Origin of the sequence: Shimia abyssi, assembly GCF_003014475.1 — a bacterium.
Taxonomy (GTDB): Bacteria; Pseudomonadota; Alphaproteobacteria; order Rhodobacterales; family Rhodobacteraceae; genus Shimia; species Shimia abyssi.
In genome coordinates this window covers 88,030-113,435 of the sequence record NZ_PYGJ01000002.1, presented here as the reverse complement: position 1 = coordinate 113,435, position 25,406 = coordinate 88,030, and the positions used below count along the sequence as shown (strand labels likewise).

Genomic DNA, 25,406 nt, shown 5'->3' with positions numbered 1-25,406 from the left:
TTGGTTAGTCGGCCTGCTTTTGCCGGTCTTTCATTTGAATGTCACGCATCACCCGATAAACGTCGCGCGCCTGGGCGATGCGTTCAAACCCAATCTTGATATTTCGGGTGCCGTGTTTACTGCGTTTGGGTCTGCTGGCAAACCAGAGCGAAGGCATAGGGCCGTCCACAATCTCCAGGATGGTCGATCCGGTAATGGGGTAACTGTCGAGTGATTTGCCCCGGATCGCGAGATTGGTGGCAATAAAGGCGCGGCGGTTGGTTAGTGTATACCAGCTGTTGCGTCGACGATAGGCTGACCAGAGGATCGGGCCGATGGAAAAGGAGATGCCTACGCCAAAATGCAACAGGCCGAACATCCAGAAAAATCCGCCGGCCTGCGCGGCCATGATCATCCAGAACAGGGCGAAACCGGCAAAGAACAGGCCAAAGACAAACGGGATGATCCGGTCAACGGAAAAGACAATTGCACCGTCAGGGCGACCCTGCCACAGGATTTCTTCGTCCGGATCAAGGATGCCGTCCCAACCGTCGGTCAAGGTGTGCCCCCTGCCGCGACGTGCTTAAGGGTGGCGATGATGTGCGCGGGGTCGTGTTGGTATTTGATCAGGTGTTTGTCGCCTGAATGGGTGACCAGTTGAACCATATTGCCCAGAGTGTTGAAGTTCTTTATTGCCGAGAGAGGGATGGCGCGGCCCATTGGGCCGAGCAGTCGCTGGTTGGTGAGATCCCATCTGACCGAGAGTTCCTCGGACATCATGTAAAACGCACGCACCGCCACAGCGGCAAACCCGCCAATTGCACCGGTCCAGACATGCGGATTGCCGACCAGCCAGAGAATGAGCATCCCGCCCGCCATTGCACCTGCGGCAAGCCATGTGTTTGCCTGAATATAGGTTGCACGGTCCGCTCGAAAACTGGTGAGTATCGTCTCACCATCGCCAAGGGGACTGTCCGGGGTCATGGATCGTGTCATTTGGTGGTCTCTTTTGGTGGCAAATGCGCGCGGATCGTATCGCGCACCGTCGTCCGGTCGGCGAGGAACAGCATCATCAATTGATCACGGGGGACAAGCCGAACTCGTACGCCCCAGAACATCCAGCCTGAAACAGTTTCGATCGCTGAAAGTGGCACGGCAGCAGGAGAGGTTTCGTCGTTTGGGTTGAAATAGACCAGATGCATATTGGTCAGCACCCACACGTCGCCTTTGCGGGCGCGCCATTCCAGAAAGTCATCGAAAATGAATGCGTAGACGGCGGCCGACAAGATAAACGCGCCGAGCCACAGCAGGGGATTTGAAATACCTGTACCCACCCGCATCCCGGTGCCAAGGCACAGGGCGGTGAGGCTGGACACAAAGCATAGCTTCGCTAGGAAAAAGCGGAACTCCGGGCGCCAGACACTCGAAATTTTTTCGTCCGGTCGCAGGTCTAGAAAAGGGAGCGTTTCAGGCGAAGGGTGGGCGGTCAATTGAGCATCCCGTAGATCAAGATGAAAAGAAAAGCCGCGGCGATGGGCAGGGCCAGAATTGCCAACAAGACGGTGAGAAACGGCGATTTTGGCGGTGTATCACTAGGCGTGCCAGTTGCGGATGGATCTGCAGTGCCAAATGCGGCGGTACTGGGCAGTTTTTCAAATGACACGGGCGCGATGTCTTCGTGCCACGTGCCCAGGTGAGCGACACCAGGGCCGGGTTTGAGCAAGGTTGGCGCGCCGCCAAAGGCGCGGGAATAGAGGATAAGGACCGGACCATCATAGGCGTTAAGACGGTCTCGGTTGGCGGCTAGATCAGCCGGTGCCACGCCACCACCATTGGCCAGATATCCGGCAAGCCCCAGTTCGCCCAGAACATCGGTTTCAAATATCTCGAACCCGCCATCTTCGAGCCAGTCCAGACCGATTAGCATGGCGACGGTAGCTTGCGGGGTTGGATCGTGTTTGGCCGGATCGGTGAGGCGTTTCAGGTCGCTCTCTGGCAGGTCCAGCGCAAAGACGCGGATCACTCCGCGTTCTTTCTCTGCGACCTGCAGCGCGGTCATCCGCCCACCCAGACGATCAGGCCGACAAAGGCGAACATCACGATCAGGGCAACCATGGCGACCATGCCAGAGGCGCGGGGATCTTTCGGGTCTTCGCTCACAATCAGGCCTCTATCGGTTCGGCGGCGCGCGTGGCGCGCAGGTTGCGGGCGAGCAGGTCCATCGCAGCCATGCGCACGGCCACACCCATTTCAACCTGTTCCTGAATGGCAGAGCGGTTGATGTCATCGGCAATCTCGCCATCGATTTCTACGCCGCGGTTCATTGGGCCGGGATGCATAACGATGGCATCAGGTTTCGCCACAGAAAGCTTGTCTCTATCCAACCCGTAGCGGTGGTAATACTCGCGCTCAGAGGGGATGAAGCCGCCATCCATGCGCTCTTTTTGGAGGCGCAACATCATGACCACATCGACGTCACGCAGGCCCTCGTGCATGTCTTCGTAAATTTCGGCGCCGAACTCGGCAAAATTGGCAGGCACCAGCGTGGGTGGGCCAACAAGGCGGACTCGATTTTCCATTTTACCAAGCAGGATCAGGTTCGAGCGCGCAACGCGTGAATGGGCGACATCGCCGCAGATCGCGATGTTCAGGCGATGCAGGCGGCCCTTTGAGCGGCGGATGGTGAGCGCATCCAGAAGCGCCTGTGTCGGGTGTTCGTGGCGTCCGTCGCCTGCATTCAGAACGGCGCAGTTTACCTTTTGGCTCAGCAGATCAACTGCGCCCGAGTGGGGATGGCGCACAACCAGAAGGTCGGGGTGCATGGCGTTTAGCGTCATCGCGGTATCGATCAGGGTCTCGCCCTTTTTGATCGAGCTGGCCTGCATCGCCATATTCATCACATCCGCGCCCAGGCGTTTGCCTGCTAATTCAAAGCTGGCCTGTGTACGGGTGGAGTTTTCAAAGAACATGTTGACCTGTGTCAGCCCCGTCAAAGCATCCGAATGCTTGAGTTCGCGGCGATTGAGGTCGACATATTGTTCGGCCAGATCCAGCAGGGCGATGATTTCATCTGGGCCAAGATTTTCAATCCCGAGAAGATGCTTCTGGCGGAATGTCATGCGTGGACCTCTTTTTTCATGGATGCTGTCGTTATAGAAAGCCGCCCTCGTCGGGGCAAGCAGGTGCTCTTCATTTCGCTAAAAATACTTCGGGGGGAGTAAAAAACGCGGAGTGTTTTTTGAGTGGGGGGCTAGCCCCCTTTTTTGTTCAATCGGTCACGTCATCCATGGCGGCGCGCCAGTGACGGCGGCACAACGAGACATAGCTTTCATTGCCACCTATCTGAACCTGTGCGCCCTCGCGCAAAATGTTGCCGGTTTCGTTCTGACGCACAACCATGGTGGCTTTCTTGCCGCAATGACAGATTGTGCGCACCTCGCGCATTTCATCGGCCAGCGCTAGCAAGGCGGCTGAACCGGGGAAGAGCTTGCCTTGAAAATCAACCCGCAGGCCGTAGCACATTACGGGCACTCCGAGATCGTCCACCGCGCGCGCAAGTTGCCAGACCTGTTCTTCCGAAAGGAACTGAGATTCGTCGATGAAAACGCAGGCGAGCGGGCCTATTGTGAGACGCGTTTCGATTTGTGCAAACAGATCGCTGGTTTCGTCAAACGTATCGGCGGGAGCCGAAATGCCAATGCGCGACGCAATGCGCCCATCGCCAGCTCGATTGTCAAAGCGGGCGGTTAGCAAATAGGTTTGCATCCCGCGTTCACGGTAGTTGTGAGACGCCTGCAAAAGCACTGTGGATTTGCCGGCGTTCATCGTCGAATAATTGAAATAGAGCTTGGCCATGGGCGCGGTGATAAGACGCGAGTGCCTTGAGGTTCAAGACTCTAATCGGCATGAAGGGAGAAAACAGAAATGCCCGCGTCGCATGCGCATGACTCAATGGCATGCAACTTTCATAGGGGTTTCAAGATGCCGCGAATTGGTTTTAGTATTCAAAAAATCGCATTTGCGCGGCGCTCTTCATACAAACAAGGAACGTGACATCGTGTTAATATCTGGCCCAGAGCGACGTCCTCTCTTGGATGCCGAACGCCATGTGCCCGAACTGTTGCACAATTTTCTGGTGGATCTGGAAACGACTGCGCATTCGTCGGACGTTTGGCGCCTGCTTGTTGGTTTGGGACGGACGCTGAACGTGCCTTATGTCGATATGGTGTCGGCGAGCAGTTATGAAAACTGGAAGAAAACGCTGTTTGTACGCACGTCGTATGACTCAACCTGGTTGACATCCTCCAATCAAGATCCTGACTTATCCAAGTGGTCTTATTTTAGAAGCCACGCAATGAAGCATCTCACACCAATTGCAGTTGGTTTAGAGTTTGCTGATGAATTTCATCACGTTCCAGAGGCGCGTTATTTGGTATTGCGCGAGGCTGCGGCGCGCGGGATGCGGTCTGGGTTTTCAATTCCGTTGCGTGTTCATGCGCCGCCACAAGCTGCGCTGATTACGTTTTCCGGAGACCACGCCAAACGCGACATGCATCTGATCATTCAGACACACGGTTGGGTGTTGCAAAGCGCCGCTATGTCGGGGTTTCAGCGTTATATGACCCATTTTGCGGCCGAATTTACGGAACGCAATGCAATTTCTGACAAACAGCGCGAACTGTTGGAATTGATCGGGGCGGGTTTGCAGGACAAGACAATCGCAGAGCGTCTGGGTGTAACCGTGTCAGCCGTACGGCAGCGGATGAACCAGATTCTAAAGAAGACCGGGCTGGGCAATCGCGCGGAATTAGCGGCTTTGGCAATGAGTATGGGATTGTTGCCGGACCCGCTTGCACATCTGGATGATGGTCAGGCGTCTGTGTTGGTTGAAATGGGCGTGGTTGAAGCAGGTCGCGGCAAAATTCGCCGTCGCTGACAAGAGTTTGGATCGAGACGAGAAATTCTGGCGAAACTGTTCGACACAAAGTAATTGGGTGTCTCAGTTTCCTGAAACACCCATGCGTCATAAAAAGACCTAGAGGAAATTCGAGTTGCACGGGTGTGCGCATCGATCAAAATAGCTCTGCACGGGACAGCACAAAGCAGAAGTGGGTAAATTATTAACTTTCCCCTCACAATACACTGGCCTACCTGGGGATGTGGGCACTCGCGTGTACTGCAACTTCCTAGCACCAGATTACCCTAGGGAAATTACTCTGTCTGGTAGGGAATCCCAAACTAATTGGTAATAAATTACTGTCATTAATGGTAGTTAATGGCGATATTGCTGTGATTTATAGTAGTGTCCTGCATGACAAGAAAGCCACTCCAACGAATCGGAAGTTGGGTTTACTGGCGTCTCAGGACAACTGAACCAACTGAATAGCCAGCTCCAAACGAGCAAATCATGCCGATTTCGCCCAGCCTTAAGTCTTGAGAGTGTTGGGAAAATGCAATGATGGATCCTGCGGATGAGGTGTTTGCGTAGTTTTGTAGGATGTTGGGTTGTTGACCTGGTTCCGGGGTCTTCCCAAGAACTTTTTTTCCAATGAAATCATTCATGGTCTTATTGGCTTGATGCAGCCAAAGCCGCTTTAGGTCAGACTGGGCAAGTTTTTCGTCTTCTAAATGGCTTAGCATGTGTGCTGAAACCATCGGGAGCACTTCTTTGAATACCTTCCGACCGTTTTGCATGAACTGCATGTCGCGCCGGTCGATCATGCCGTCCGGGCGTGAACGGCGCAGGAACCCATTGTTGTTGCGGATATTGTTTGAGAACTGGGTCGAGCAACGGGTTGAGATGATTTCGAAATGCGGCCCCTCGGCGTCTTCGTCGCGCTCAATCAGGGTGGCGGTGGCGACGTCGCCAAAGATAAAGTGGCAATCCCGGTCGCGCCATTCGAGGTGGGCCGAACAGATTTCCGGGTTCACAACGATGGCTTTTCGGACTGAGCCTGAGCGGATCATGTCGGCAGCGGCCTGAATGCCAAAAGTTGCCGAGGAACAGGCGACGTTCATGTCAAACGCGAACCCACCCGCACCAAGCGCCTGTTGGATTTCGACGGCTATGGCCGGATAGGCGCGTTCATGGTTGGAGGCGGCACATATGACAAGGTCGATGTCAGTTGCGGCGACTCCGGCCTGTTCGAGTGCTTTGTGGCAGGCATCAAGTGCCATTTCGCACATCAGCGAAGGTTCATCATCGGTCCGTTGGCGTAAGTTCGGGCGCATAACCTTTGGGTCAAGCACACCTGCTTTGTCGATCACGTGTCGCTGTTCTATTCCGGAGGCTTTCAAGATGAAATCGCTGTTGGAATGTTCCAGCGCAGCGATGTCGCCAGTGGCAATGACGTCGGCATTTTTGGCGTTAAAACGGTCAACATAAGCGTTGAAGCTTTCGACCAGTTCGTCATTTGTGATGATTTGCTCAGGGGTAAACACCCCGGTGCCTGTGATAGCTGGCTTGAACATGGACGCCCTCGCGAAATGGATGGTCGTCAGGGTGAGCATGCCGGACGCGGATGGTCAAGGGTTTCCCTAGAGGAAAGCGGGGAGTTGCGCGCCGCTCCATCGTAGCATAGCTGCGACTCCCCGAGGTATTGAGGAACATTGAGAAGCGGATCAGGTGAAGGGATCGGACGGGTAGCCGACACCGGCTAGATAGAGCCCCTGTGGCGGGCAAACAGGGCCGCAGGCGGCGCGGCTTTTGGAGTCCAGCGCGGTGCGAACGTCCTCAGGAGCCCATGCACCAGCGCCGACCCGTTCGAGGGTGCCGACAAAGCTGCGGACCTGATTGTGCAGGAAGGAGCGGGCACGCACGTGGAAGTGGATTTCCGGGCCCCACAGGGTATCGACCGATTCCACATCAAGTGCATCAAGCGTTTTGAGCGGGCTGGCGGCCTGACAGATGGAGCTGCGGAATGTTGTGAAATCATGATGGCCAATCAGGTGATTGGCACCCTCTTGCATGGCATCTGCGTCAAGGGGCTGGCTGACCTGCCAGACAAGTCCCGCCTGATGGGTGGCCGGTGCACGACGCATCAAGATGCGAAATAGGTAGCGGCGCTCATGGGCAGAGAAACGGGCATGCCAGTCATCGTCCACTCGAGCGGCTTGGACAATGGCAATGGGGTTGGGTTTAAGGTGGTAATTCAGCGCCTCAGACAGGCGGAAGGGATCCCACTCCTTGGCCATGTCGGCATGAGCGACCTGCGCTAGACCGTGCACGCCTGCATCGGTACGTCCGGCGGCGGCGATGGTAAAGGGGCCGGGCTCAATGCGGGCGAGCGCGGCTTCAATCGCGCCCTGCACCGAAGGTTGGTCGGCCTGACGTTGCCACCCGGCAAAGGGGTGTCCGTGGTATTCGACTTGGAGAGCGTATCTGGGCATGGGGTGAGCGATAGAGGATTCGCTCTCGGATTTGAAGCGGGCAGTGGCACTGGAAAATGGGGCGGTGAGGGACTAGATTTTCTGCAAGCAACGACTAAAGGGGCAGGCGGTTTGGTATTTTCGTCATTGACGGACGGCGTGGCACGCGGGGTCGAGACCTTGGGTGATACGGTGTCGGAGACGTTCTTTGAGCCTGTGATCCGGCTGGGTGTGACCGGGTTGGCGCGGTCGGGCAAGACAGTGTTTATCACGTCTTTGGTCGCGAACCTGTTGGATCGGGGCCGCATGGGGCAATTGGTGGCCGCGTCCGAAGGGCGTATCGAGGCGGCATTTTTGCAACCCCAGCCAGATGATACTGTGCCCCGTTTCGACTATGAGACTCATCTGGCTGCCTTGACCGGACCAGAGCCGCATTGGCCGGACAGTACACGCGCGATCAGTGAGCTGCGTTTGTCGTTGAGGGTGCGACCATCTGGGTTGCTGTCAGGGTTGCAAGGGCCGCGTACCGTGCATCTGGACATCGTGGATTATCCGGGTGAGTGGTTGCTGGACCTCGGGTTGCTGGACAAGAGCTTTGCAGAGTGGAGCCGGGAGGTGTTGGCCCGGATCGAACCGCGCGACGAGGCCGACGCGTATCGCGCGGCGGTGCGCGATGTGGATCCAGCTGGAGATTTGGACGAGGTGCAGGCCAAGGGATTGTCGGCAACATTTACCGGGTATCTTCATGCGGCACGCGGTGCCGGGTACCATGACTGCACGCCGGGGCGGTTTTTGCTGCCCGGTGATCTGGATGGATCGCCGGTATTGACGTTCGCGCCGTTGCCAGAGGCTGAGCGGCCCGGCCGTCGGTCGCTTTGGCGGGCGTTTGAGCGGCGGTTTGAGGCCTATAAGTCGCGGGTGGTAAAGCCGTTTTTCCGCGATCATTTCAGCCGGATTGACCGGCAGGTGGTCTTGGTTGACGCGTTGGGCGCAATCCATGCAGGGCCACGTGCGGTAGAGGATATGCGAGCCGGATTGGCCGACATTCTGACGGCCTTTCGCCCTGGGCGGAATGCGTTTCTGACAAGGTTACTGTTGGGCAAGCGGGTCGAAAAGATCTTGTTTGCGGCGACAAAAGCGGACCATTTACACCACACACAGCACCCTCAGTTGACGGCCATCATGGAGGCGTTGACGGGTGATGCATCTGATCGGGCACAATTTGCAGGCGCAATGACGCAAGCGATGTCACTAGCGTCTTTACGCGCAACGACAGAGGAACAGGTACGCCATGATGGCCGCGAGCTTGATTGTGTTCGGGGGCGGCTGCTGGAGACAGGGAGGCAGGCAGCGTTTTATCCCGGCGCGCTGCCGGATGATCCGGCGCAGCTGCTGGGACCCGCGCGGCAGGGGGCCGACGCGTGGCTGGATCAGGATTATCAAGTAATGAAGTTTGCGCCAGCCCCGTTGAGTTTACGGGCGGGTGATGGGCCTCCCCATATCCGGTTGGATCGGGCGGCACAGTTTTTGATTGGAGATCGGTTGTGAGCAAGGGCCCTGTTTTGATTGATCTTGAGGATCAACCCTCGGTCAAGGTCGAGGATGCGGCGCCAGTGCCGGATCTGACGGCGCCCAGCCCAGAAGGGCGGGCAATGCAGGTGGCAGCCCAGGTGGGCGCACGTAAGGGATCCTGGTTGGGGAAGTTGTTCTGGAGCCTGTTAATTGGATTCCTGGGAGCGGGGATTTCGGTGACGGCGTGGGACTTTGCCACCGGATTGGTGGCGCGCTCTCCGACGCTTGGCATGGTTTTTATGGCCATGGGAGGCGCGTTGTTAGTGGTGGCTTTGGCGTTGGTTCTGCGTGAGCTGGCGGGGTTTGCACGGTTGCGTCGGGTGGATCAGCTGCGGTCAGTTGCGGATGCGGCGGTGGTGTCAGGTGAGCTTGCGGATGCGCGGGATGTGGCGGATCGGCTGGATCGGTTTTATCAGGGGCGCTCGGATACACGCTGGGGACGTGAGCGGCTCGCGGAACGGCGCGGTGACGTGCTGGATGGGGATGCGTTGTTGGTGATGGCCGAGGCGGAGGTTTTAGCGCCTTTGGACACGGCAGCGCAGCGAGAGGTGGAAGCCGCAGCGCGGCAGGTAGCGATGGTCACAGCGCTGGTTCCGCTGGCGTTGGCGGACGTGGTTGCTGCGCTGTCTGCGAACATGCGCATGATACGGCGCATTGCCGAAATTTACGGTGGGCGATCCGGGACGCTTGGCAGTTGGCGATTGTTCAGAGCCGTGATGACGCATTTGGTGGCCACAGGTGCCGTTGCTGCGGGTGACGATTTGATTGGAACATTGGTAGGTGGGGGCGCGTTGGCCAAGGTAAGTCGGCGGTTTGGCGAAGGTCTGGTCAATGGCGCGTTGACGGCGCGGGTTGGTGTCGCGGCGATGGAGGTGTGTCGTCCGATGCCATTTGGCGAAGCGCGTCAGCCAAAGGTGTCGGGCTTGGTCAAGCGGTCATTGACTGGGTTGTTCGATCGGTAAAATTGGTTTGGCGCGCGCGCTCCTCAAGCCCTTGCGGGCTTTCCTCGCTTGGGTGCACGTTGTTAGCGCAGTATCGGGACGCCGCCGGGGCCTTGCATTTTCTCGACGACGCTGGCGCGCAGGGATCGGCCGATCGTGTGGGCGAGCGCGGACCACGCGCGGGCCTGTTCGGGCGTGAGCTCGTGGCGCAAAGTGTGGTCAAACAAAGCCAGCCACGGTTCGAACATGCCGGGACGGACATTGCCAGCATCGCGATGGATTTTGACAGGATTCCCATCATAGCCCCGTTCATGCAGGATGGCGTTTGCCCAGAAACGGGTAATTTTAGCTTCATGCGAGGGCCAGTCGGTGACGTGGGCGGCAAAGACGGGACCTAGACCGGGATGGACGCGGACCTGCTCGTAAAAAGCGGCAACAACGCGTGCGATGTCGTCGCGGGAGATGTTGAAGCGTGGGGGGAGTGCGGGCATGGGTTATGTTCACTAAAGAATTGGTTGGCAGATCATAGCGCGCCGTGGGGTCGGGTGAAATGACAGATCGCTGGTGGGTGCAAAATGTCGCTTCTGGGCGGGTCCCGTCAGGCTTTGATGTGCAAAGTTTTGCCAGGAGAGCTAGGGAGCGGTTTGCATGGAAAAGACGGGGCGGTGTTTGTGCGGACAAACACGATTTGCTTTTGAGGGCGAAGTAACTTGGGCGTGCTATTGCCATTGTGACGATTGCCGACGCAATTGCGCAGCTCCTGTCGTGGCGTGGCTGGGCTTGCCGGAGAAGGCGTTTCGATGGGTCGGGGACGACGTGCGCACATATGAGAGTTCGCCGCGGGTGCGGCGGCACTTTTGTGCGACCTGCGGCACACCGATGGGGTTTGAGGCGGATCATTATGCAGGGGGGATGCATCTCTATGCAGCGACGCTGGATGATCCGCGCGAATTCAAGCCAGAGTTTCATGTCAACTTTCAGAGCAAATTACCCTGGCTGAAGGTGCAGGATGATTTACCCAAATACGAAGGCACGTTATTGCACGCGCCCGAGGACTTGAGCACCTATGAGGTGTAAGGGATAGGGCCGGGTGTGCAAGCTCTGGACCCCGCACAAATCCAAGCCTATAAGGCGGGCATGATGGCCCATTTCGCGATCATTATTCGAATTATATGCCCGGCGCTCTGAGCAAGACGAGCCGCCGGGACAAGGCGTTTGAGACATCGCGCCGCCCTGACACACCCCTAACATGATCCGATAGATGAAGGACGCCGCGAGATGTGCGCCGATAAGACCTCTGATACCGCTCAGGACACACCTGACTACAAATCCACGCTGAACTTGCCAAAAACCGATTTTCCAATGCGCGCAGGCCTGCCCAAACGCGAGCCCGGTTGGCTGGAGCGCTGGGCACAGATTGGGGTGTATGACAAGCTGCGCGAGAAAAAGGGTCGCGAACCCTTTACCCTGCATGATGGCCCTCCTTATGCGAACGGGCATCTGCATATCGGACACGCACTTAACAAGACGATCAAGGATATGATCGTGCGCAGCCATCAGATGATGGGGCATGACAGCCGCTATGTGCCCGGCTGGGATTGCCACGGTCTACCCATTGAATGGAAGATCGAGGAACAATACCGCGCCAAGGGAAAGGATAAGGATGCGGTTGACATGATCGAATTCCGTCAGGAATGCCGCGCCTTTGCCGAGAAATGGGTCGACATCCAACGCGAAGAGTTCAAGCGGCTGGGGATCACGGGCAACTGGGACGATCCCTATCTGACGATGGATTACCACGCTGAGGCGGTGATCGCCGAAGAATTCATGAAATTCCTGATGAATGGCACGCTTTATCAGGGGTCAAAGCCCGTGATGTGGTCACCGGTCGAAAAGACCGCGCTGGCCGAGGCCGAGATCGAGTATCACGACCACAAGAGCCACACAATCTGGGTGAAATTCCTGATTGTACGTGCGGTAGAGAAAACCGGCGCACGGTCACAGCTGATCGGTGTGAATGTGGTTATCTGGACCACCACACCCTGGACGATCCCGTCAAACCGCGCCATCGCGTTTAACCCTGAATTGAGCTACGGACTTTATAAAGTCACCTCGGCTCCTGAGGGGAATTGGGCAAAGAAAGGTGATCATTACCTGCTGGCCGACAATCTGGCCGAAGACGTGATGAAGTCGGCCAAGGTGGATGAATTTATCCGTAAACGGGATGTGTCTGCGGATCAGTTGGATCTGGTGATATGTGGTCACCCGCTACGCAGTGTTGATGGTGGCGAGGGTGAGTGGGATTTCGATGTGCCAATGCTGCCTGGTGATCACGTGACCGACGAGGCGGGGACCGGGTTTGTGCACACTGCACCCAGCCACGGTGCGGACGACTATATCCTTGGTATCAAACACGGGTTGCAAATGACCCATAACGTGATCGAAGACGGGTCGTTCCGGCAGTCATTGCCATTGTTTGGTGGCGAAGTGATCATCACGCCCAAAGGTAAGGAAGGCGGTGCAAACACCGCTGTGATCAGTAAGCTGGCCGAGGGCGGCGCGTTGATCGCAAGGGGCCGAGTGACACACAGCTACCCGCATTCCTGGCGTTCCAAAGCGCCGGTGATTTTCCGCAACACGCCGCAGTGGTTTGCTGCTGTGGACCGCGACATCGATGACGGGCAGAGCGAGATGGGAGATACCATCCGGGAGCGTGCGCTAAATTCCATCGACAAGCTGGTTAAATGGCACCCGCAAACGGGCCGAAACCGTCTGTTCGCCATGATCGAGACGCGCCCCGATTGGGTTTTGAGCCGTCAGCGCGCATGGGGCGTACCGCTGACATGTTTTGTCAAGAAAGACGCGATGCCACATGACGAGGATTTCCTTATGAGGGATCCGGCTGTCAACGCGCGTGTTGTAGCGGCATTTGAAACCGAAGGTGCGGATTGTTGGTATAAGGATGGTGCCAAGGCGCGGTTCTTGGGCAGCGACTACAATCCGGACGAATGGGAACAGGTGTTTGACGTATTGGACGTGTGGTTTGATTCCGGTTCCACGCACTCATTTGTGTTGCGCGACCGGGCAGATGGCACCGAGGATGGCATTGCCGATGTTTACATGGAAGGCACCGATCAACACCGTGGTTGGTTCCATTCATCTCTGCTGCAAGCCTGTGGCACCAAGGGCCGCGCGCCCTATCGCAACGTTGTCACGCACGGGTTCACGCTGGACGAGAAGGGCAACAAGATGTCCAAATCGTTGGGCAACACCATCGTACCTGAAAAGGTCGTGCAGCAATACGGCGCAGATATCCTGCGCCTTTGGGTGGCTCAGACGGATTACACCGCAGATCAGCGGATTGGGCCAGAGATCCTGAAAGGTGTGGCGGACAGCTATCGCCGGTTGCGCAACACAATGCGCTACATGTTGGGGTCGCTGAGTGAGTTCACCGAGGCGGACCGAATGGACGTGGCTGATATGCCCGAGCTGGAACGCTGGGTGCTGCACCGTTTGGCAGAGCTGGATCACAAAGTGCGCACAGGGTACGCGGCGTATGATTTCCAAGGTGTATTTAGTGCGGTGTTCAATTTCGCCACTGTGGACCTGTCGTCGTTCTATTTTGATATTCGCAAAGATGCGCTTTATTGCGACGGGGATACGGAGCGCCGCCGGGCCGCGCGTACCGTGCTGGATATCCTCTATCATCGACTGACGACATGGCTCGCTCCGATCCTTGTGTTCACAATGGAAGAAGTTTGGCTTGAGCGGTTTGGCGACGCTGAAAGCTCGGTGCATTTGGAAGACTTCCCCGAGACTCCAGCGGATTGGTTAAACGAACCCTTGGCCGCAAAATGGGCCAAGGTGCGTGGGGTGCGCCGCGTTGTGACTGCGGCACTGGAAGTGCAACGAACCGAAAAGGTGATCGGCGCCTCACTGGAGGCAGCGCCGGTTGTACATGTGCGCGACAGCGATGTGCTGGAGGCGCTGAAGAGTGTGACCTTTGAAGATGTATGCATCACATCGGCCGTGGAGCTGTCTGGCGATCCAAGCCCTGCAGAAGCGTTCCGGTTGCCGGAAGCTGACGGTGTGGGTGTGGTGTTTGAAAAGGCAGAAGGGGCTAAGTGTCAGCGATGCTGGAAGATCTTGCCGGATGTTGGCAATCACACGCATGACGGTGTTTGCGGACGTTGTAACGACGCGTTGAGCTGAAGGCGAGACCGGGGGCCAGGCCCCCGGACCCCCGAAGTATTTCTGTCAAGATGAAGAGAGGCGTTTCGGTTGCGGGGCGCCTTTTTCATTGGCAAGGTGGGAGTATGGCGGAATGTTGGATTGAGAGCCCCTTAGGGGACATGCGGATTGTCGATGACGACGGCGCGATAGTGCGGCTGGAGTGGGGCGGCGCGCGTGGTGAGTGCGACGATACACCGGTTTTGAGGGCGGCAGAGCGGCAGCTAAGAGCGTATTTTTCGGGAGAGTTGGATGTCTTTGATCTCCCTTTGCGTGTTGAAGGGACAGAGTTTCAGCGCGCAGTCTGTGCGGCAATGTCTGCCATTCCAATCGGATATACACGCACTTATGGTGAAATCGCTAAGGAGTTGGGGGCCATGCCGCAGGCGGTCGGACAGGCCTGCGGTGGCAACCCGATCCCGATTATTATTCCGTGTCATCGCGTTATGGGCGCAAAGGGGCTGACCGGGTTTTCGGGTGCAGGCGGTGTGGAAAGCAAGGTTTGGCTGTTGCGCCATGAACGCGCTGGCGGGTTTCTAATTTAGAGTTTTTCGCGAAAAATCAGTTGTTGTGCCGGACCGGCGGCAAGCAGATAGATCGATGTGATCACAAGCCCCCAGTGGGCCCAGCTTTCCGGGTGAAAATCGACCCATGCGGCCCAGCCGGCAAAGAACGTCCATGCAAGCGCCATTGGCAGTGTGATTGCACGCCAGCGCGCGGTACGAACCGGATGCACAAACTTTATCGGTAGAAACATCGAGATCGCGAGCACGGTGACAATGGTTAGGCTAACCCAGAAGTTGGGTTCCAGCGCAAAAATCACCAGCACAACCATATTCCAACACCCCGGAAAGCCGGAGAAGGAATAGTCGTTTGTTTTCATTCGGGTATCGGCAAAATACATCGCCGATGCGAAGGTGATCACGATAATTGCGACCCATCCAGTCCAGCCGTCCATGAGCCCGGACTTGAAAAGCGCGAAGGCAGGGATGAACACATAAGTTAGGTAGTCGATGATCAGGTCGAGCAATACGCCGTCAAACTCGGGTGCGTATTTTTTGACGTGATATCGTCGCGCCATCGGGCCATCTAACCCATCAACGATGAAAGCCACGACCAGCCAAAGGAACATAAGGCTCCATTTGCCCTCAACGGCTGCGAGCATTGCAAGCATAGCAAAAACAGCGCCTGTGGCAGTGAAGAGATGGACGGAAAGAGCGCGCACTTGGGGTGTCATGAGTGTGTCATGCCGCAAATGGGGCGCGGGTGCAACGGGGGGCGTATGCTAACGGCGAGGTTTGAGGGCGCGAATTGTGTTTTGAACCGCGACAGGAAGCGTGGTGTCGGCCTGAGGAGGCGCAGCGTCGAGGGCGGTGGCGACGTCTTTTACAAGGATTCCGATTGTGTTTTCTGGATCATGACCATCACGGGCGAACTCGATTTCGTTGAAGCCGGAGGCGAGCCAATTCTGACCCGATGACGTGCCGATCAGCGCCAAGAGTCTGGCTTCGTCGATCCCGGCGGCGTCGGCCCAGTCCAGAACGAGGCGGGTCATGGCCGTGTTTGACGCCGCCAATAGGTTGTTGAGCACCTTGGCCTGCATTCCGGCTCCAAAGGGTCCCATGCGGTGAAAATGCGCGCCCATTGCGTCAAACAAAGGTTGATGATGGTCGAGGTCAGCCGCGTGTCCGCCCAACATGAATGAAAGCCGCGCCTGTTCGGCGGCGATGGCTGCCCCAGACATGGGGGCGTCGATCAACGTGATGTGATCCGGGACACGGTCACGCAGCGCTTTGGTATAGCGCGGGCTGAGAGTTGACGAGATGATGATCGTTTCCAGTGACGGAGAGCGGGCAAGGTGTTGCGCACCGAACAAAACGTTTTCGGTCTGATGGATATCACGGACCACAGTGATGAGAATTCTTAGGCATTGAGAGAAATCACCCAAGGCTCGCATGTGATCCGCGAGGGGACCGAATTGGTCACGATGCTTAACGTCAAAACCGGTGGCGTCAAACCCAGCCCGACGTAGCGCGGCCAACATTGGCGCGCCCATACGGCCACATCCGGCGATCCCAATTCCCGTAAGCGTCATGCGTCAAGCCGCCTTTCTCGGGAGACTATGCGCGGAGACGTGGGTTCAGTCCAGCCCGGCGATGATGGCGCGCAAGGTGGCGATGCCGTCGCCCTTTTCCGAGGAAGTCATGACGATTTCGGGGAAGGCGGCCGGGTGTTTGGAGAGCCTTTCGCGCACTTGTTCTAGAATCCTTTGGCGGTCTTTGTCCTTGACCTTGTCTGCCTTAGTCATGACGACCTGAAAGGTGACGGCCGAGCTGTCGAGCAGGCTCATAATCTCTTCGTCGACAGATTTAATACCGTGGCGTGTATCGACAAGCACAAAGGCGCGGCGCAGATTGGCGCGTCCAGAAAGGTATTGTTTTAATAGCCGCTGCCATTTTTCAACGATGGCAAGCGGGGCGTTGGCGTAGCCATAGCCGGGTAAGTCGACGAGATAGTGGCTGTCGGTCAGGGAAAAAAAATTGATTTCCTGAGTGCGGCCCGGCGTATTGGAGGCGCGCGCAAGACGGGTACGTCCCGTCACGGCGTTGATCAAACTGGATTTGCCCACGTTTGAGCGCCCGGCAAAGCATACTTCGATCCGGTCCCCGGGAGGCAGGCCAGACATGGCCACCACACCTTTGAGGAAGTCGGAATTGTTACCGGCAAAGAGTTTGCGACCCTTTTCGACGGCCAAGGGATCGAGGTCTTCGACCAAGGGGAAAGGGAGTTGCATCAGAGTACCTGTGCCGTGTCATTGAGAGAGATGTCACCAGACTTTGTGACGACCGCGTAGACGCCAAAATCCTGATGGCCAAAGGCGTCGTTCAGCACGCCAAGCGTGTCCGCGTCGCGATAGCCGGTATCGGGGTTTGAGGTTGTGGCAAGGCAACGGGTGATGCGCTCGCGCACTTTCAGTTCGGCTGAGCCTATGCGTAGTGTCTTGTCAATCCAGTCGAATTCTTCCCAGGGCGCAAAACCGTCGAGCCAGATATTGCCGCGCCAGCGTTCAGTTGACAGCGAGCGGCCTAGGCGCCCCTCGACCGCTTTGTGAGAGGTGGTAGAGTGGATGGCGATTGACGGGAATGGGCTGTCAGTCATGCCGCGTGGGCCGGCGGTGACAACCTTTGCAGAGGCAGCACGGTCGGCGGGCATGAGAGGACGGACCCATTGGATTAGCTTGTCGCCTTGGGTTTCGGGATCAAATGTCATGTCCCAGAGATCAGGGTGCGACAGCGTGATTTTGCCAGCCGCTTCATCGACGCGAGCGGTGATCGCCATCAGCGAGGGCGCCTTGGCCGCGCGGGAGAAATTGGCACAGGGGGCCCATTCGCCCCCTGTCGTTTTTGCGGCTTCATGTGCCACGGCATAACGGCGATCCCATGGGACGGTCTGTCCTTCGGTAAGGGTGACCCGGTCCATGGACTCGCGCCCATGAGCCTTGATTGGGTGCCGCCACAGGGCCGTGACATGACCCATTATTTTGCGTCCGTTTTTGACTTGCGCTTGAAGCTGGAACGGATGTTTCCAAACACGTCAGGCTTGTAGCCGTGGGTGCGCATGATCAGGTACTGTTGTGTGAAGGTGATCACGTTGTTGGTGATCCAGTACAGCACCAGTCCCGAAGCAAAGCTGCCCAGCATAAACATGAAGACCCAAGGCATCCACGCAAAGATCATTTGCTGGGTCGGGTCCGTGGGCGCCGGGTTCAGTTTCTGCTGCAACCACATCGAGATACCCAAAAGGATCGGCAGGATGCCAAGCGAAATAATCGCGATGATCGAGTTGGGGTCGGGGGTGGCAAACGGCAGAAGGCCAAACAGGTTCAGGATCGAAGATGGATCAGGTGCCGAAAGGTCCGTGATCCAGCCCAACCAAGGGGCGTGACGCAGTTCGAGCGTGACAAAGATAACCTTGTAGAGCGAGAAGAAGATGGGAATCTGGATCAGGATCGGTAGACAGCCCGAGGCGGGGTTCACCTTTTCCTTCTTGTAGAGTTCCATCATGCCCTTTTGCATCTTTTGTTTATCGTCGCCCGCTGCCTCTTTCAGGGCCTCCATCTGTGGCTGGAGTTCCTTCATCTTGGCCATGGAGGCGTAGGATTTGTAAGCCAACGGGAAGACGATAATCTTGATGGCAATGGTCAGACCGATGATGGCCCAACCCATGTTACCAATGATGCCGTTGAGATAGTGCAATAGGGCGAACATGGGTTTTGTAAGGAAGAAGAACCAGCCCCAATCGATTGAGTCGAGAAAACCCTGTACGTCGCCTTCGTTCTGATACTCGCGAATGGTGGCCCATTCCTTGGCCCCGGCAAACAGGCGCGACGTGGTGGCGGCGGTTGTGCCTTGGGCCACCGTGAGCGTCGGCATGACAGCTTCGGTCTGGTAGATGTCGCGGCGTTCATCGAACTTGGCAACGGATTTGAACGGGCTTCCGGTTTCGGGAATGAGCGTGGCCATCCAGTAGTGATCTGTGAAGCCGATCCAGCCGGTTTCGTTGACTTGCGTGACTTCAGCCCGAGCGCCCTCGCGCTGGTTGAAGGGGTAGTCGGTCATGTCGTCGTAATCGGCTTCGGTGAGCTCGCCATCGGCCATGGCGACTAGACCTTCATGCAAGATAAAGAAATTTTTAAGGTCCTGCGGTTCGCCGTGACGGGCAAGGATACCATAAGGCGCAAGCGAAACGTTGCCCGCACCGTTGTTTTCAACAGATTGCTCAACCGAGAACATGTAGTTTTCATCGATCGAAATAGTGCGGCGGAAGGTGAGGCCCGCGCCATTGTTCCATTCGAGAGTAACCGGGGTCGCAACAGTCAAGGTGTCGCCTGCACCAAGGGACCATTGCGTGTTTGCGCCAGGAACCAGATCGTGGGTCAGCCCGGCGCCGGGGGCCCAACCATACAACGCATAATATGCGCTTGGCTCGCCAGAGGGCGAAAAGAACGACACGATGGGCGAATCTTCGTCGATGGTTTCGCGGTAATCGTTGAGTTTCAGATCATCGATGCGGCCACCCAGCAACGAGATAGAACCGCTGAGGCGATCAGTATCAATGTCGATGCGCGGTGCATCGGCGGCGACGGTCTCAGTCGCCGCGCTGCCGGTGTCTGCGGTGCCGGTTGCGGCTGGCGCGGTGGCCGAGGGGGCCAGAGGCACGGTGCCGTCGGTTTCGGTCACGGCTGCGTTTGGATCCTGGGGTGCCGGTTCCGGGGGAGGGAACATGACAAACCAAACCAGGATCACGACAAAGCTGAGCACTGTCGCAAGAATGAGGTTCTTGTTCTGATCGTCCATAGCCGATGGCCACCTGTCTTTGAAACGTTGGGGTGGTTCAACAGAGGTGTGCCCCAAAGGTCAAGTGGATTGTGGCGTTCTGCGGCCTCTGGAGGCGGGGATCGCGGCGTTCAACCAGACTTTCGGCCGATTTCCGGGGTTGTGCAGAGTTTTGCGCGGTGTTGCTCGATCCAACGGATCGTATCTGCAAACGGCATTGGGCAGGCGATGCCGAATCCCTGTACGTGCTTGCACCCCAACTGCGCGAGCATGGTGTGCTCGCCGGCAGTTTCCACACCTTCGGCCAGTGTTTCGAGGCCCAAACGCTCAGCCATGGTGATGATTGCGGCAATCATGCGTTGTTGTTCCGGGTCGGTATCGACATGCGTGACGAACGATCGGTCGATCTTGAGCCGGGAAATGGAAAGTCGACGTATCGAGGAAATTGAGGCATGGCCCGTGCCAAAGTCGTCCAGATCGACCATACATCCCAGATTTGACAGAGCGTCGACATTGCGCACGACCATGTCATCGGGTGAACCGGCAATGACACTTTCCAAGATTTCCACTGAAATTCGGGTTGGTTCGAGGTCGGTGCGGTCGAGTTCCCATTTGATCCGGTCCAGCAAGGATGGGCTGCGCAGTTCGTCGCCAGAAAAATTGACGCCAACCATGGGCACCGTCAGCCCTGCCTCGTCCCATGCACGCACGGCGTTCAACGCCTGACCCAGCATATAGTCGGCAAGGCGTGACATCTGGCCCGTTTGGGTAAGCACGTCGAGAAACTCATTCGGTGCCAGAATGCCGCGTTCCGGGTGTTCCCAGCGGGCCAGAACCTCGAATCCAGTAACTTGACCAGTGTCCGTCGAGATCTGCGGCTGATACCACGCGCGGATCTGGTCGCGTTCCAATGTGCGCGCTGCTTCACCTTCGGTTTTCCGGCGCGTGGTGACGCGATGACGCATGTCGACCGTATAGGCACGGATATTGGATTCGCCAGCGCGACGCGCCTCTGACATGGCCATTTCAGTGGCTTGGACGAGGCTGCGCGCCGTTGCGTCGCGCAGCCGGCCGGCGAGGCAAAACCCGATCGAGCATGTTGCATAGATAGAGGCCAGCTTCAGCGGCACCGGCTCTTCAATGGCGGTTTGCAGGCGCACTGCAAGCTGAAGGCTGGATTCCAGATCGAGGATTCGCACGGGATCAAGCGCAATAATAAAGGTGGCATCACCCGAACGGCAGACAAGATCATCTGAGCGTAGCGCGGCGCAAATGCGGTTTGCCGTTGCGCGCAGAACCTCCTCTGCATCGGAGTCGCCATGGGTTTCACGCAAGCGGGCGAAATGGTCAATTTTGACAGAAAAACAGGCGGTTGTACGACCGGTTTCCGGCAAGGACCCCATCATTGCCTCAAGCTTGCGATCAAAGGTTGCAGGTAGAAACAATCCGGTCAGTCCGTCGTTTTCGCTGGCCCTGCGCCTGATCGAATGAGTGTCGGCGTCCCGTGACAGAAGCAGCGGCAAGGGCAGCAGAAATGCCGCAACTAGCAATCCCTTTTCCCCGGCAATGATCCAGGCGAGCATAGTGGCCACAGGGAACACCAGCGGAAAGTCGTGCCAAAGTCCCGTAAATTTACGTAGGACGCTTTTGAGTGCGGGCAAAAGAGTTCCGGGGCGCAGTGGCATGTATCGTGTCCCTAATGGATTTGATTCTCATCCAAAGTAGGGCCACAACCTGAGCCGACGGTTAACGCAACTTCGGTATTTCCGGGTCTATTTGTTCAAATTTGACAGAACCAAGTGCCAAACCGTTAAAATCGAACAATTTCGGGTCGAGCATGTGGCTTGGGCGAACATTCATCAGCGAACGGAACATGACCTGACGCCGACCGGGGCTGTTTTTCTCCCATTTATCAAGGATTTGTTTGACCTGCTGGCGTTGCAGCCCGTCCTGCGAACCGCACAGGTCACAGGGGATAATTGGGTAGTTCATGTCGCGGGCAAACTTCTCGCAATCGGCCTCGGCGACATGCGCTAGGGGGCGAAAGACAAACAGATCGCCCTCTTCGTTAACGAGTTTGGGCGGCATTGTCGCCAGACGTCCGCCATGAAACAGGTTCATGAAGAAGGTTTCCAGAATGTCGTCGCGGTGATGGCCGAGCACAACGGCGGTGCAGCCTTCTTCGCGGGCAATGCGATAAAGGTTGCCGCGACGCAGACGGGAGCAGAGCGCGCAATAGGTCCGGCCAGCGGGCACCTTGTCTTTCACGATGGAATAGGTGTCTTGGTATTCGATGCGATGCTCAACGCCCATGCGTTCCAGAAATTCAGGCAGAACGGTCGAGGGAAAGCCGGGTTGGCCTTGATCGAGATTGCAGGCCAGAAGATCAACCGGCAGCAGACCGCGCCATTTCAATTCATATAGTGCGGCGAGCAGGGTGTAGCTGTCTTTGCCACCAGAAAGACAGACCAGCCACTTGTCGCGCTTGCCTTCGGTGGGCGCTCCGGCGCGGTCGACCATGCCATATTGCTCAATCGCCTCGCGCGTTTGGCGCACGATGCGTTTGCGCAGCTTTTTGAAGCTGGCTGAGGACGGGGCGCCGTGGAACAGCGGGTGGATATCATCAAGATCGTCAAGCATGCGCCCGCCTTTATTGGAAAGGGGCGCGTCGGGCAAGCGTTGTTGGGCACGGGTCATCCATTTGGCGACGCGGAGCGTAATCTGTACAAATCGGGGAGAGATTTTGTGAAAACATTGATTGCCGCCCTTAGCCTCGCCTTACTGACCGCCTGTGGCGCACCGTCTCTGGAACAGCCCAAGCTGAGCGACAAAGACCTGAACCTAGAAGAGTATTTTGTCGGGCGCAGTGTTGCATATGGCCAGTTTCAGGATGTGTTGGGCCGTATACAGCGACGGTTCAAGGTAGAGATCACGGGTACGTGGGACGGTGAGGTGCTGGTGCTGGACGAGCGGTTTACCTATTCGGATGGTTCAAAGGAGACACGCATTTGGACGCTTGCCAAGACCGGGCCGGATACCTGGTCGGGTACAGCGGATGGTGTGCAAGGTGTGGCCGTAGGGCAAGAGAATGGCGACACGTTCAACTGGCGCTATACAATCGACCTGCCCAAAGCGGACGGATCGGGCACGATCCGAGTGAGTTTTGACGACTGGATGTGGTTGTTGGAAGATGGGCGGCTATTGAACCGGGCGTATATGCGTCAATCGGGCATTCACGTGGGTGAGGCAACGATATTTTTTGAGAAAAAATAGGCAGGCACGTGTGGCGAGGGCAGACGCCCCCACCACAACTAATGGTTAGCTGCCCTGCTGTTCGGACATACATTTGCGGCCCATTTCAATGGCCTTGTAAGTGCCGGTCAGGTCGACAAAGAAGGAATAGCTTGTCTCGGGAAAGACGGTCATGGTGTATTCTTTTGCGATGGCGTCAAACACCTCTGGATTGTCGGTCAGCACGACACCGCCAGAATAGCCTTTGGTGATGTTGCCGCGCATACCCGTGGCTTCGCCAAAGTAGAGTTCTTCTCCGATGAGGATCGCGACACCCTGTTTGTCGCCTTTTTTGATATCGGTCTTTTCCTTGGTAAAGACGCCGATATAGGCGATGCCCGGTTCCTTGGTCATGCCCATCTGCACAACGTTGTCGAAATCATCTTTGGTTTCGATCATGCAAGTGTTTTGTTCCGTGTCGACATAGACATTCCAGCCCTCGACTTTGCCATAGCCGACAAACTTTTCTGCCATGGCTGTTGTCGCGCCAAATGCGGCCGTTGCGGCCACGGCGCAGGTCGCGATAAATTTGGTTGAAATACGCATTCAAACTCTCCCGGTTTTGAAAATTGCAACTGCAACGGTAGGGGCGGTATCTGACGTTGTCCAGCGTCATTCATCGCCGTTGCAGAGTTTACGCGGCGACACAGCAGGCTTGTCAGATGCGTGTGGTTTTGCGACGGTTTCAGTATTGATTGGGTGATTTAATGGCTGAAAACGACGAGACAAAGAAACCGGTGCGACGGGGTGGTTGGTTTAACACCGGCTCGATGGGGCTTTTGGTGTTTGGGTTTGGCGTGGCTGCCGGGTTTCTGATCGCATTCTCTGGGCTGGGCATCGTCGAGGATGCAGCAGGTATTTTGCTGTTGGTGTTCTTGACCGCGTTGATGTTCATCAGCGCGTTTGGTTTGGCCGTTTATCTATTTCGAAAGCCACTTTTGCGTCGCTTGTTCGGATTTGCACAGACCGAGCTGGAGAGTTTTGCCGAACCGCTGGCAGAGGTGGCGCGCGGCGCAGTTGACCGCAACCCGCAAAAGGCCACGGATGCAGCGCGTGACTTGGTTCACATGGCGTTCGCGCGGTATGCATGGGTGTCGACGCGGCGCTGGATCATCGGGTCATTAACGGCCCTGATCGCGGCGATGGCGGCGCTGGCGGGCACGGCGCTGTTGTTTAGGCAAAACCAGCTGTTACAGGATCAATCGGTTTTGTTTGCAGAGCAAAACACCCGGATTGATCAGCAAATCACGCTTGATCAGTACACGGTGCAGCTGGCCGAGGCGTCGCGCAACGCGCAGCTGGTAGTTGAGATCACAGCGATTGCCGGTGAACTCGGTCAAGCGGTGGACCGGGTGATGGCGGCGCAAGGCGTGCCGGAAACCGGGTCGGGCGCGCGCAGCGTGGATGGATCGGTTCCGGTGCTGGATCCGTTGCAGGATCTTGATCTTGGGCTGATCATGCGGATCTCGTCCGCCAGCCTTGCAACACGTCCGTATCGGTTCCTTAAAGGCGGGATAACGACACATGATCAGGGCGATATTCTGCGGGACGCGCTTGCGCGGCGGCGCGAGGATTTGCCTCAGACATGGGCGGCGATGTCGCAAGGCTTTGGCTGGGAAGAAGAGACCGGTGGATTGGGGTTGGTGGATCGGCCGGCCAGCCCGGAGCGTGGTCAGTTGCTGACGGCGCTGTTGCAATCGGGCATTCGCAATACTGAGGTTCTGAGTTTTTACGGGTTGGACCTGAGCTATGCCTATGCGCAGGGTTTGATACTGCCAACAGTATCGGCGCAATCAGCGCGGCTGGCCTATGCAGACCTGTCTTATGCACAGGTGTTTGAGACCGATTTTGGTGGGGCGGCGCTGACGGGTGCGCGGTTTCAAAAGGCGTTTATGAGGGATGTCAGTTTTGCCTCTGTTCCAGGTGAGGCGATCAATCCACCCTATAGCAAGGAACTTGCGGTCTATCACACCAATTTGGCCGGAACGGATTTCACCGGCGCATACCTGTTGCGGCCAGATTTTCGAAACGTGAATGCGCTTGCGGTGCAGTTTGATGGCGCGACGCTGGTCGAGGCGCAGTTTCAGACGGCGCGGGTATCAGCGGGGACGTTTCGCGGGGCGGTTTTGTTGGATGCCGATTTTTCGGGGGCGGATGTGGGATCAGTTGATTTCGATGGCGCCATCATGATCGGCGCGGATGCGCTGGAGCAATTGGCGGCAACGGTCGCGCCGGGCAGTTTTGTGCCGGATCGATTTGAGGCAGACGCAATATCGCTGGAAGAGGCTATGGAGGTCGCCTCACTTTACAGCGTTATGGATTTTGCCGAGTTGGAGGCGCGGGTAGGTACGCGTGGGTTGGTGCGGATCAAACGCGTGCAGCCGTTTGAGAATTAGTCTTTTTCTGATGGCGTGGTTTTGGGCGGTACAGGGTCATAGCCGCTGCTGCCCAGCGGGTGACAGCGCCCGATGCGGCGTATCGTCAGCCACGTTCCCTTGAGGCCACCATGTTTTTCCAGCGCTTCCAGTGCATAGGCCGAGCAAGTGGGTTGATACCTGCAATTGAATCCAACCCATGGGCTGAAAATCAGCCGGTAGGCGCGCACAGGCAGCGCCGCGATATGGGCAAGCGGAGACATGAAGCCTATTTAGACGCTCGTGAGGCGCTCGGAAAGGGGCGCGACAAACGG

General features: G+C 57.0%; 26 protein-coding genes. 8 read left to right on the top strand and 18 right to left on the bottom strand.

The genetic code is table 11. The annotated features are described in order from the left end of the window. Positions 1-4: 4 nt before the first annotated feature. From CLV88_RS04535 to CLV88_RS04510, 6 genes are all read right to left on the bottom strand, one after another. Positions 5-538, bottom strand: a complete 534-nt coding sequence (locus CLV88_RS04535) for an aspartate carbamoyltransferase catalytic subunit (RefSeq protein ID WP_106607198.1) — start codon at positions 536-538, stop codon at positions 5-7. Further along, positions 535-975, bottom strand: coding sequence for a hypothetical protein (locus CLV88_RS04530; protein ID WP_243403573.1), 441 nt, complete (start codon positions 973-975; stop codon positions 535-537). The genes CLV88_RS04535 and CLV88_RS04530 overlap by 4 nt, the downstream gene beginning before the upstream one ends. Continuing rightward, on the bottom strand, positions 972-1,355 hold the full coding sequence (locus CLV88_RS04525; RefSeq protein WP_133169910.1) for a hypothetical protein: 384 nt from the start codon (positions 1,353-1,355) through the stop codon (positions 972-974). Before CLV88_RS04525 ends, CLV88_RS04530 begins: the two co-directional genes overlap by 4 nt. Before the next feature lie 110 nt (positions 1,356-1,465). Beyond that, entirely contained in the window at positions 1,466-2,038 is a 573-nt protein-coding gene (locus CLV88_RS04520) for a hypothetical protein (protein ID WP_106607195.1), read from the bottom strand. 103 nt (positions 2,039-2,141) lie between these two features. Next, the gene (locus CLV88_RS04515) at positions 2,142-3,098 is read right to left on the bottom strand and encodes an aspartate carbamoyltransferase catalytic subunit (RefSeq protein WP_106607194.1); all 957 of its coding nucleotides are present in this window, start codon (positions 3,096-3,098) and stop codon (positions 2,142-2,144) included. A 148-nt stretch (positions 3,099-3,246) separates the two neighbouring features. Further along, on the bottom strand, positions 3,247-3,834 hold the full coding sequence (locus CLV88_RS04510; RefSeq protein ID WP_106607193.1) for a thymidine kinase: 588 nt from the start codon (positions 3,832-3,834) through the stop codon (positions 3,247-3,249). A gap of 202 nt (positions 3,835-4,036) precedes the next feature. Between CLV88_RS04510 and CLV88_RS04505 the strand changes: the two genes are divergently transcribed. Then, complete coding sequence (locus CLV88_RS04505) at positions 4,037-4,915, top strand: helix-turn-helix transcriptional regulator (RefSeq protein WP_165798807.1); 879 nt, start codon at positions 4,037-4,039, stop codon at positions 4,913-4,915. A 413-nt stretch (positions 4,916-5,328) separates the two neighbouring features. On the opposite strand, the gene CLV88_RS04500 is transcribed toward CLV88_RS04505, so the two are convergent. Both CLV88_RS04500 and truA read right to left on the bottom strand, forming a co-directional pair. After that, complete coding sequence (locus CLV88_RS04500; protein ID WP_106607579.1) at positions 5,329-6,450, bottom strand: beta-ketoacyl-ACP synthase III; 1,122 nt, start codon at positions 6,448-6,450, stop codon at positions 5,329-5,331. 150 nt (positions 6,451-6,600) lie between these two features. Beyond that, positions 6,601-7,368, bottom strand: coding sequence for a tRNA pseudouridine(38-40) synthase TruA (truA, locus tag CLV88_RS04495; RefSeq protein WP_106607191.1), 768 nt, complete (start codon positions 7,366-7,368; stop codon positions 6,601-6,603). 111 nt (positions 7,369-7,479) lie between these two features. Between truA and CLV88_RS04490 the strand changes: the two genes are divergently transcribed. Continuing rightward, positions 7,480-8,895, top strand: a complete 1,416-nt coding sequence (locus tag CLV88_RS04490; protein WP_106607578.1) for a YcjX family GTP-binding protein — start codon at positions 7,480-7,482, stop codon at positions 8,893-8,895. Further along, on the top strand, positions 8,892-9,881 hold the full coding sequence (locus CLV88_RS04485; RefSeq protein ID WP_106607190.1) for a YcjF family protein: 990 nt from the start codon (positions 8,892-8,894) through the stop codon (positions 9,879-9,881). The genes CLV88_RS04490 and CLV88_RS04485 overlap by 4 nt, the downstream gene beginning before the upstream one ends. A gap of 62 nt (positions 9,882-9,943) precedes the next feature. Here CLV88_RS04485 and CLV88_RS04480 read toward each other — a convergent pair whose 3' ends face one another. Beyond that, complete coding sequence (locus CLV88_RS04480; RefSeq protein WP_106607189.1) at positions 9,944-10,351, bottom strand: group III truncated hemoglobin; 408 nt, start codon at positions 10,349-10,351, stop codon at positions 9,944-9,946. A gap of 157 nt (positions 10,352-10,508) precedes the next feature. Between CLV88_RS04480 and CLV88_RS04475 the strand changes: the two genes are divergently transcribed. The 3 genes from CLV88_RS04475 to CLV88_RS04465 all read left to right on the top strand — a co-directional run bounded on the left by CLV88_RS04475 (position 10,509) and on the right by CLV88_RS04465 (position 14,635). Further along, positions 10,509-10,937, top strand: coding sequence for a GFA family protein (locus CLV88_RS04475; protein WP_106607188.1), 429 nt, complete (start codon positions 10,509-10,511; stop codon positions 10,935-10,937). Between the two features lie 201 nt (positions 10,938-11,138). Then, positions 11,139-14,072, top strand: coding sequence for an isoleucine--tRNA ligase (ileS, locus tag CLV88_RS04470; protein WP_106607187.1), 2,934 nt, complete (start codon positions 11,139-11,141; stop codon positions 14,070-14,072). A gap of 104 nt (positions 14,073-14,176) precedes the next feature. After that, positions 14,177-14,635: a methylated-DNA--[protein]-cysteine S-methyltransferase gene (locus CLV88_RS04465; RefSeq protein ID WP_106607186.1), complete on the top strand. Its 459-nt coding sequence runs from the start codon at positions 14,177-14,179 to the stop codon at positions 14,633-14,635. Here CLV88_RS04465 and CLV88_RS04460 read toward each other — a convergent pair. The 7 genes from CLV88_RS04460 to ttcA form a co-directional block, all read right to left on the bottom strand. Further along, a complete protein-coding gene (locus tag CLV88_RS04460; protein WP_106607185.1) occupies positions 14,632-15,327 on the bottom strand; it encodes a CDP-alcohol phosphatidyltransferase family protein in 696 nt (231 codons plus the stop codon). The genes CLV88_RS04465 and CLV88_RS04460 overlap by 4 nt on opposite strands. Before the next feature lie 48 nt (positions 15,328-15,375). After that, positions 15,376-16,185 carry an NAD(P)-dependent oxidoreductase gene (locus CLV88_RS04455; RefSeq protein ID WP_106607184.1) on the bottom strand — a complete coding sequence of 270 codons (810 nt, stop codon included), beginning with the start codon at positions 16,183-16,185 and terminating at the stop codon, positions 15,376-15,378. A gap of 45 nt (positions 16,186-16,230) precedes the next feature. After that, the gene (gene yihA / locus CLV88_RS04450) at positions 16,231-16,884 is read right to left on the bottom strand and encodes a ribosome biogenesis GTP-binding protein YihA/YsxC (RefSeq protein WP_106607183.1); all 654 of its coding nucleotides are present in this window, start codon (positions 16,882-16,884) and stop codon (positions 16,231-16,233) included. Next, a complete protein-coding gene (locus CLV88_RS04445; protein WP_106607182.1) occupies positions 16,884-17,627 on the bottom strand; it encodes an MOSC domain-containing protein in 744 nt (247 codons plus the stop codon). Before CLV88_RS04445 ends, yihA begins: the two co-directional genes overlap by 1 nt. Next, positions 17,627-19,447, bottom strand: coding sequence for a membrane protein insertase YidC (yidC, locus tag CLV88_RS04440; protein ID WP_106607181.1), 1,821 nt, complete (start codon positions 19,445-19,447; stop codon positions 17,627-17,629). The genes CLV88_RS04445 and yidC overlap by 1 nt, the downstream gene beginning before the upstream one ends. Before the next feature lie 110 nt (positions 19,448-19,557). Further along, a complete protein-coding gene (locus tag CLV88_RS04435; protein ID WP_106607180.1) occupies positions 19,558-21,111 on the bottom strand; it encodes a putative bifunctional diguanylate cyclase/phosphodiesterase in 1,554 nt (517 codons plus the stop codon). Positions 21,112-21,172: 61 nt separating this feature from the next. Continuing rightward, on the bottom strand, positions 21,173-22,066 hold the full coding sequence (gene ttcA / locus CLV88_RS04430; protein ID WP_106607179.1) for a tRNA 2-thiocytidine(32) synthetase TtcA: 894 nt from the start codon (positions 22,064-22,066) through the stop codon (positions 21,173-21,175). A 105-nt stretch (positions 22,067-22,171) separates the two neighbouring features. Between ttcA and CLV88_RS04425 the strand changes: the two genes are divergently transcribed. Further along, on the top strand, positions 22,172-22,699 hold the full coding sequence (locus tag CLV88_RS04425) for a DUF3833 domain-containing protein (RefSeq protein WP_243403571.1): 528 nt from the start codon (positions 22,172-22,174) through the stop codon (positions 22,697-22,699). Between the two features lie 45 nt (positions 22,700-22,744). On the opposite strand, the gene CLV88_RS04420 is transcribed toward CLV88_RS04425, so the two are convergent. Then, complete coding sequence (locus CLV88_RS04420; protein WP_165798806.1) at positions 22,745-23,263, bottom strand: hypothetical protein; 519 nt, start codon at positions 23,261-23,263, stop codon at positions 22,745-22,747. 161 nt (positions 23,264-23,424) lie between these two features. On the opposite strand from CLV88_RS04420, the gene CLV88_RS04415 reads away from it, so the two are divergent. Then, on the top strand, positions 23,425-25,113 hold the full coding sequence (locus CLV88_RS04415) for a pentapeptide repeat-containing protein (protein WP_106607178.1): 1,689 nt from the start codon (positions 23,425-23,427) through the stop codon (positions 25,111-25,113). Here the strand turns inward: CLV88_RS04415 and yidD are convergent. Next, a complete protein-coding gene (gene yidD / locus CLV88_RS04410; RefSeq protein ID WP_106607177.1) occupies positions 25,110-25,355 on the bottom strand; it encodes a membrane protein insertion efficiency factor YidD in 246 nt (81 codons plus the stop codon). The two genes, CLV88_RS04415 and yidD, sit on opposite strands and share 4 nt — an antisense overlap. Positions 25,356-25,406: the final 51 nt, after the last annotated feature.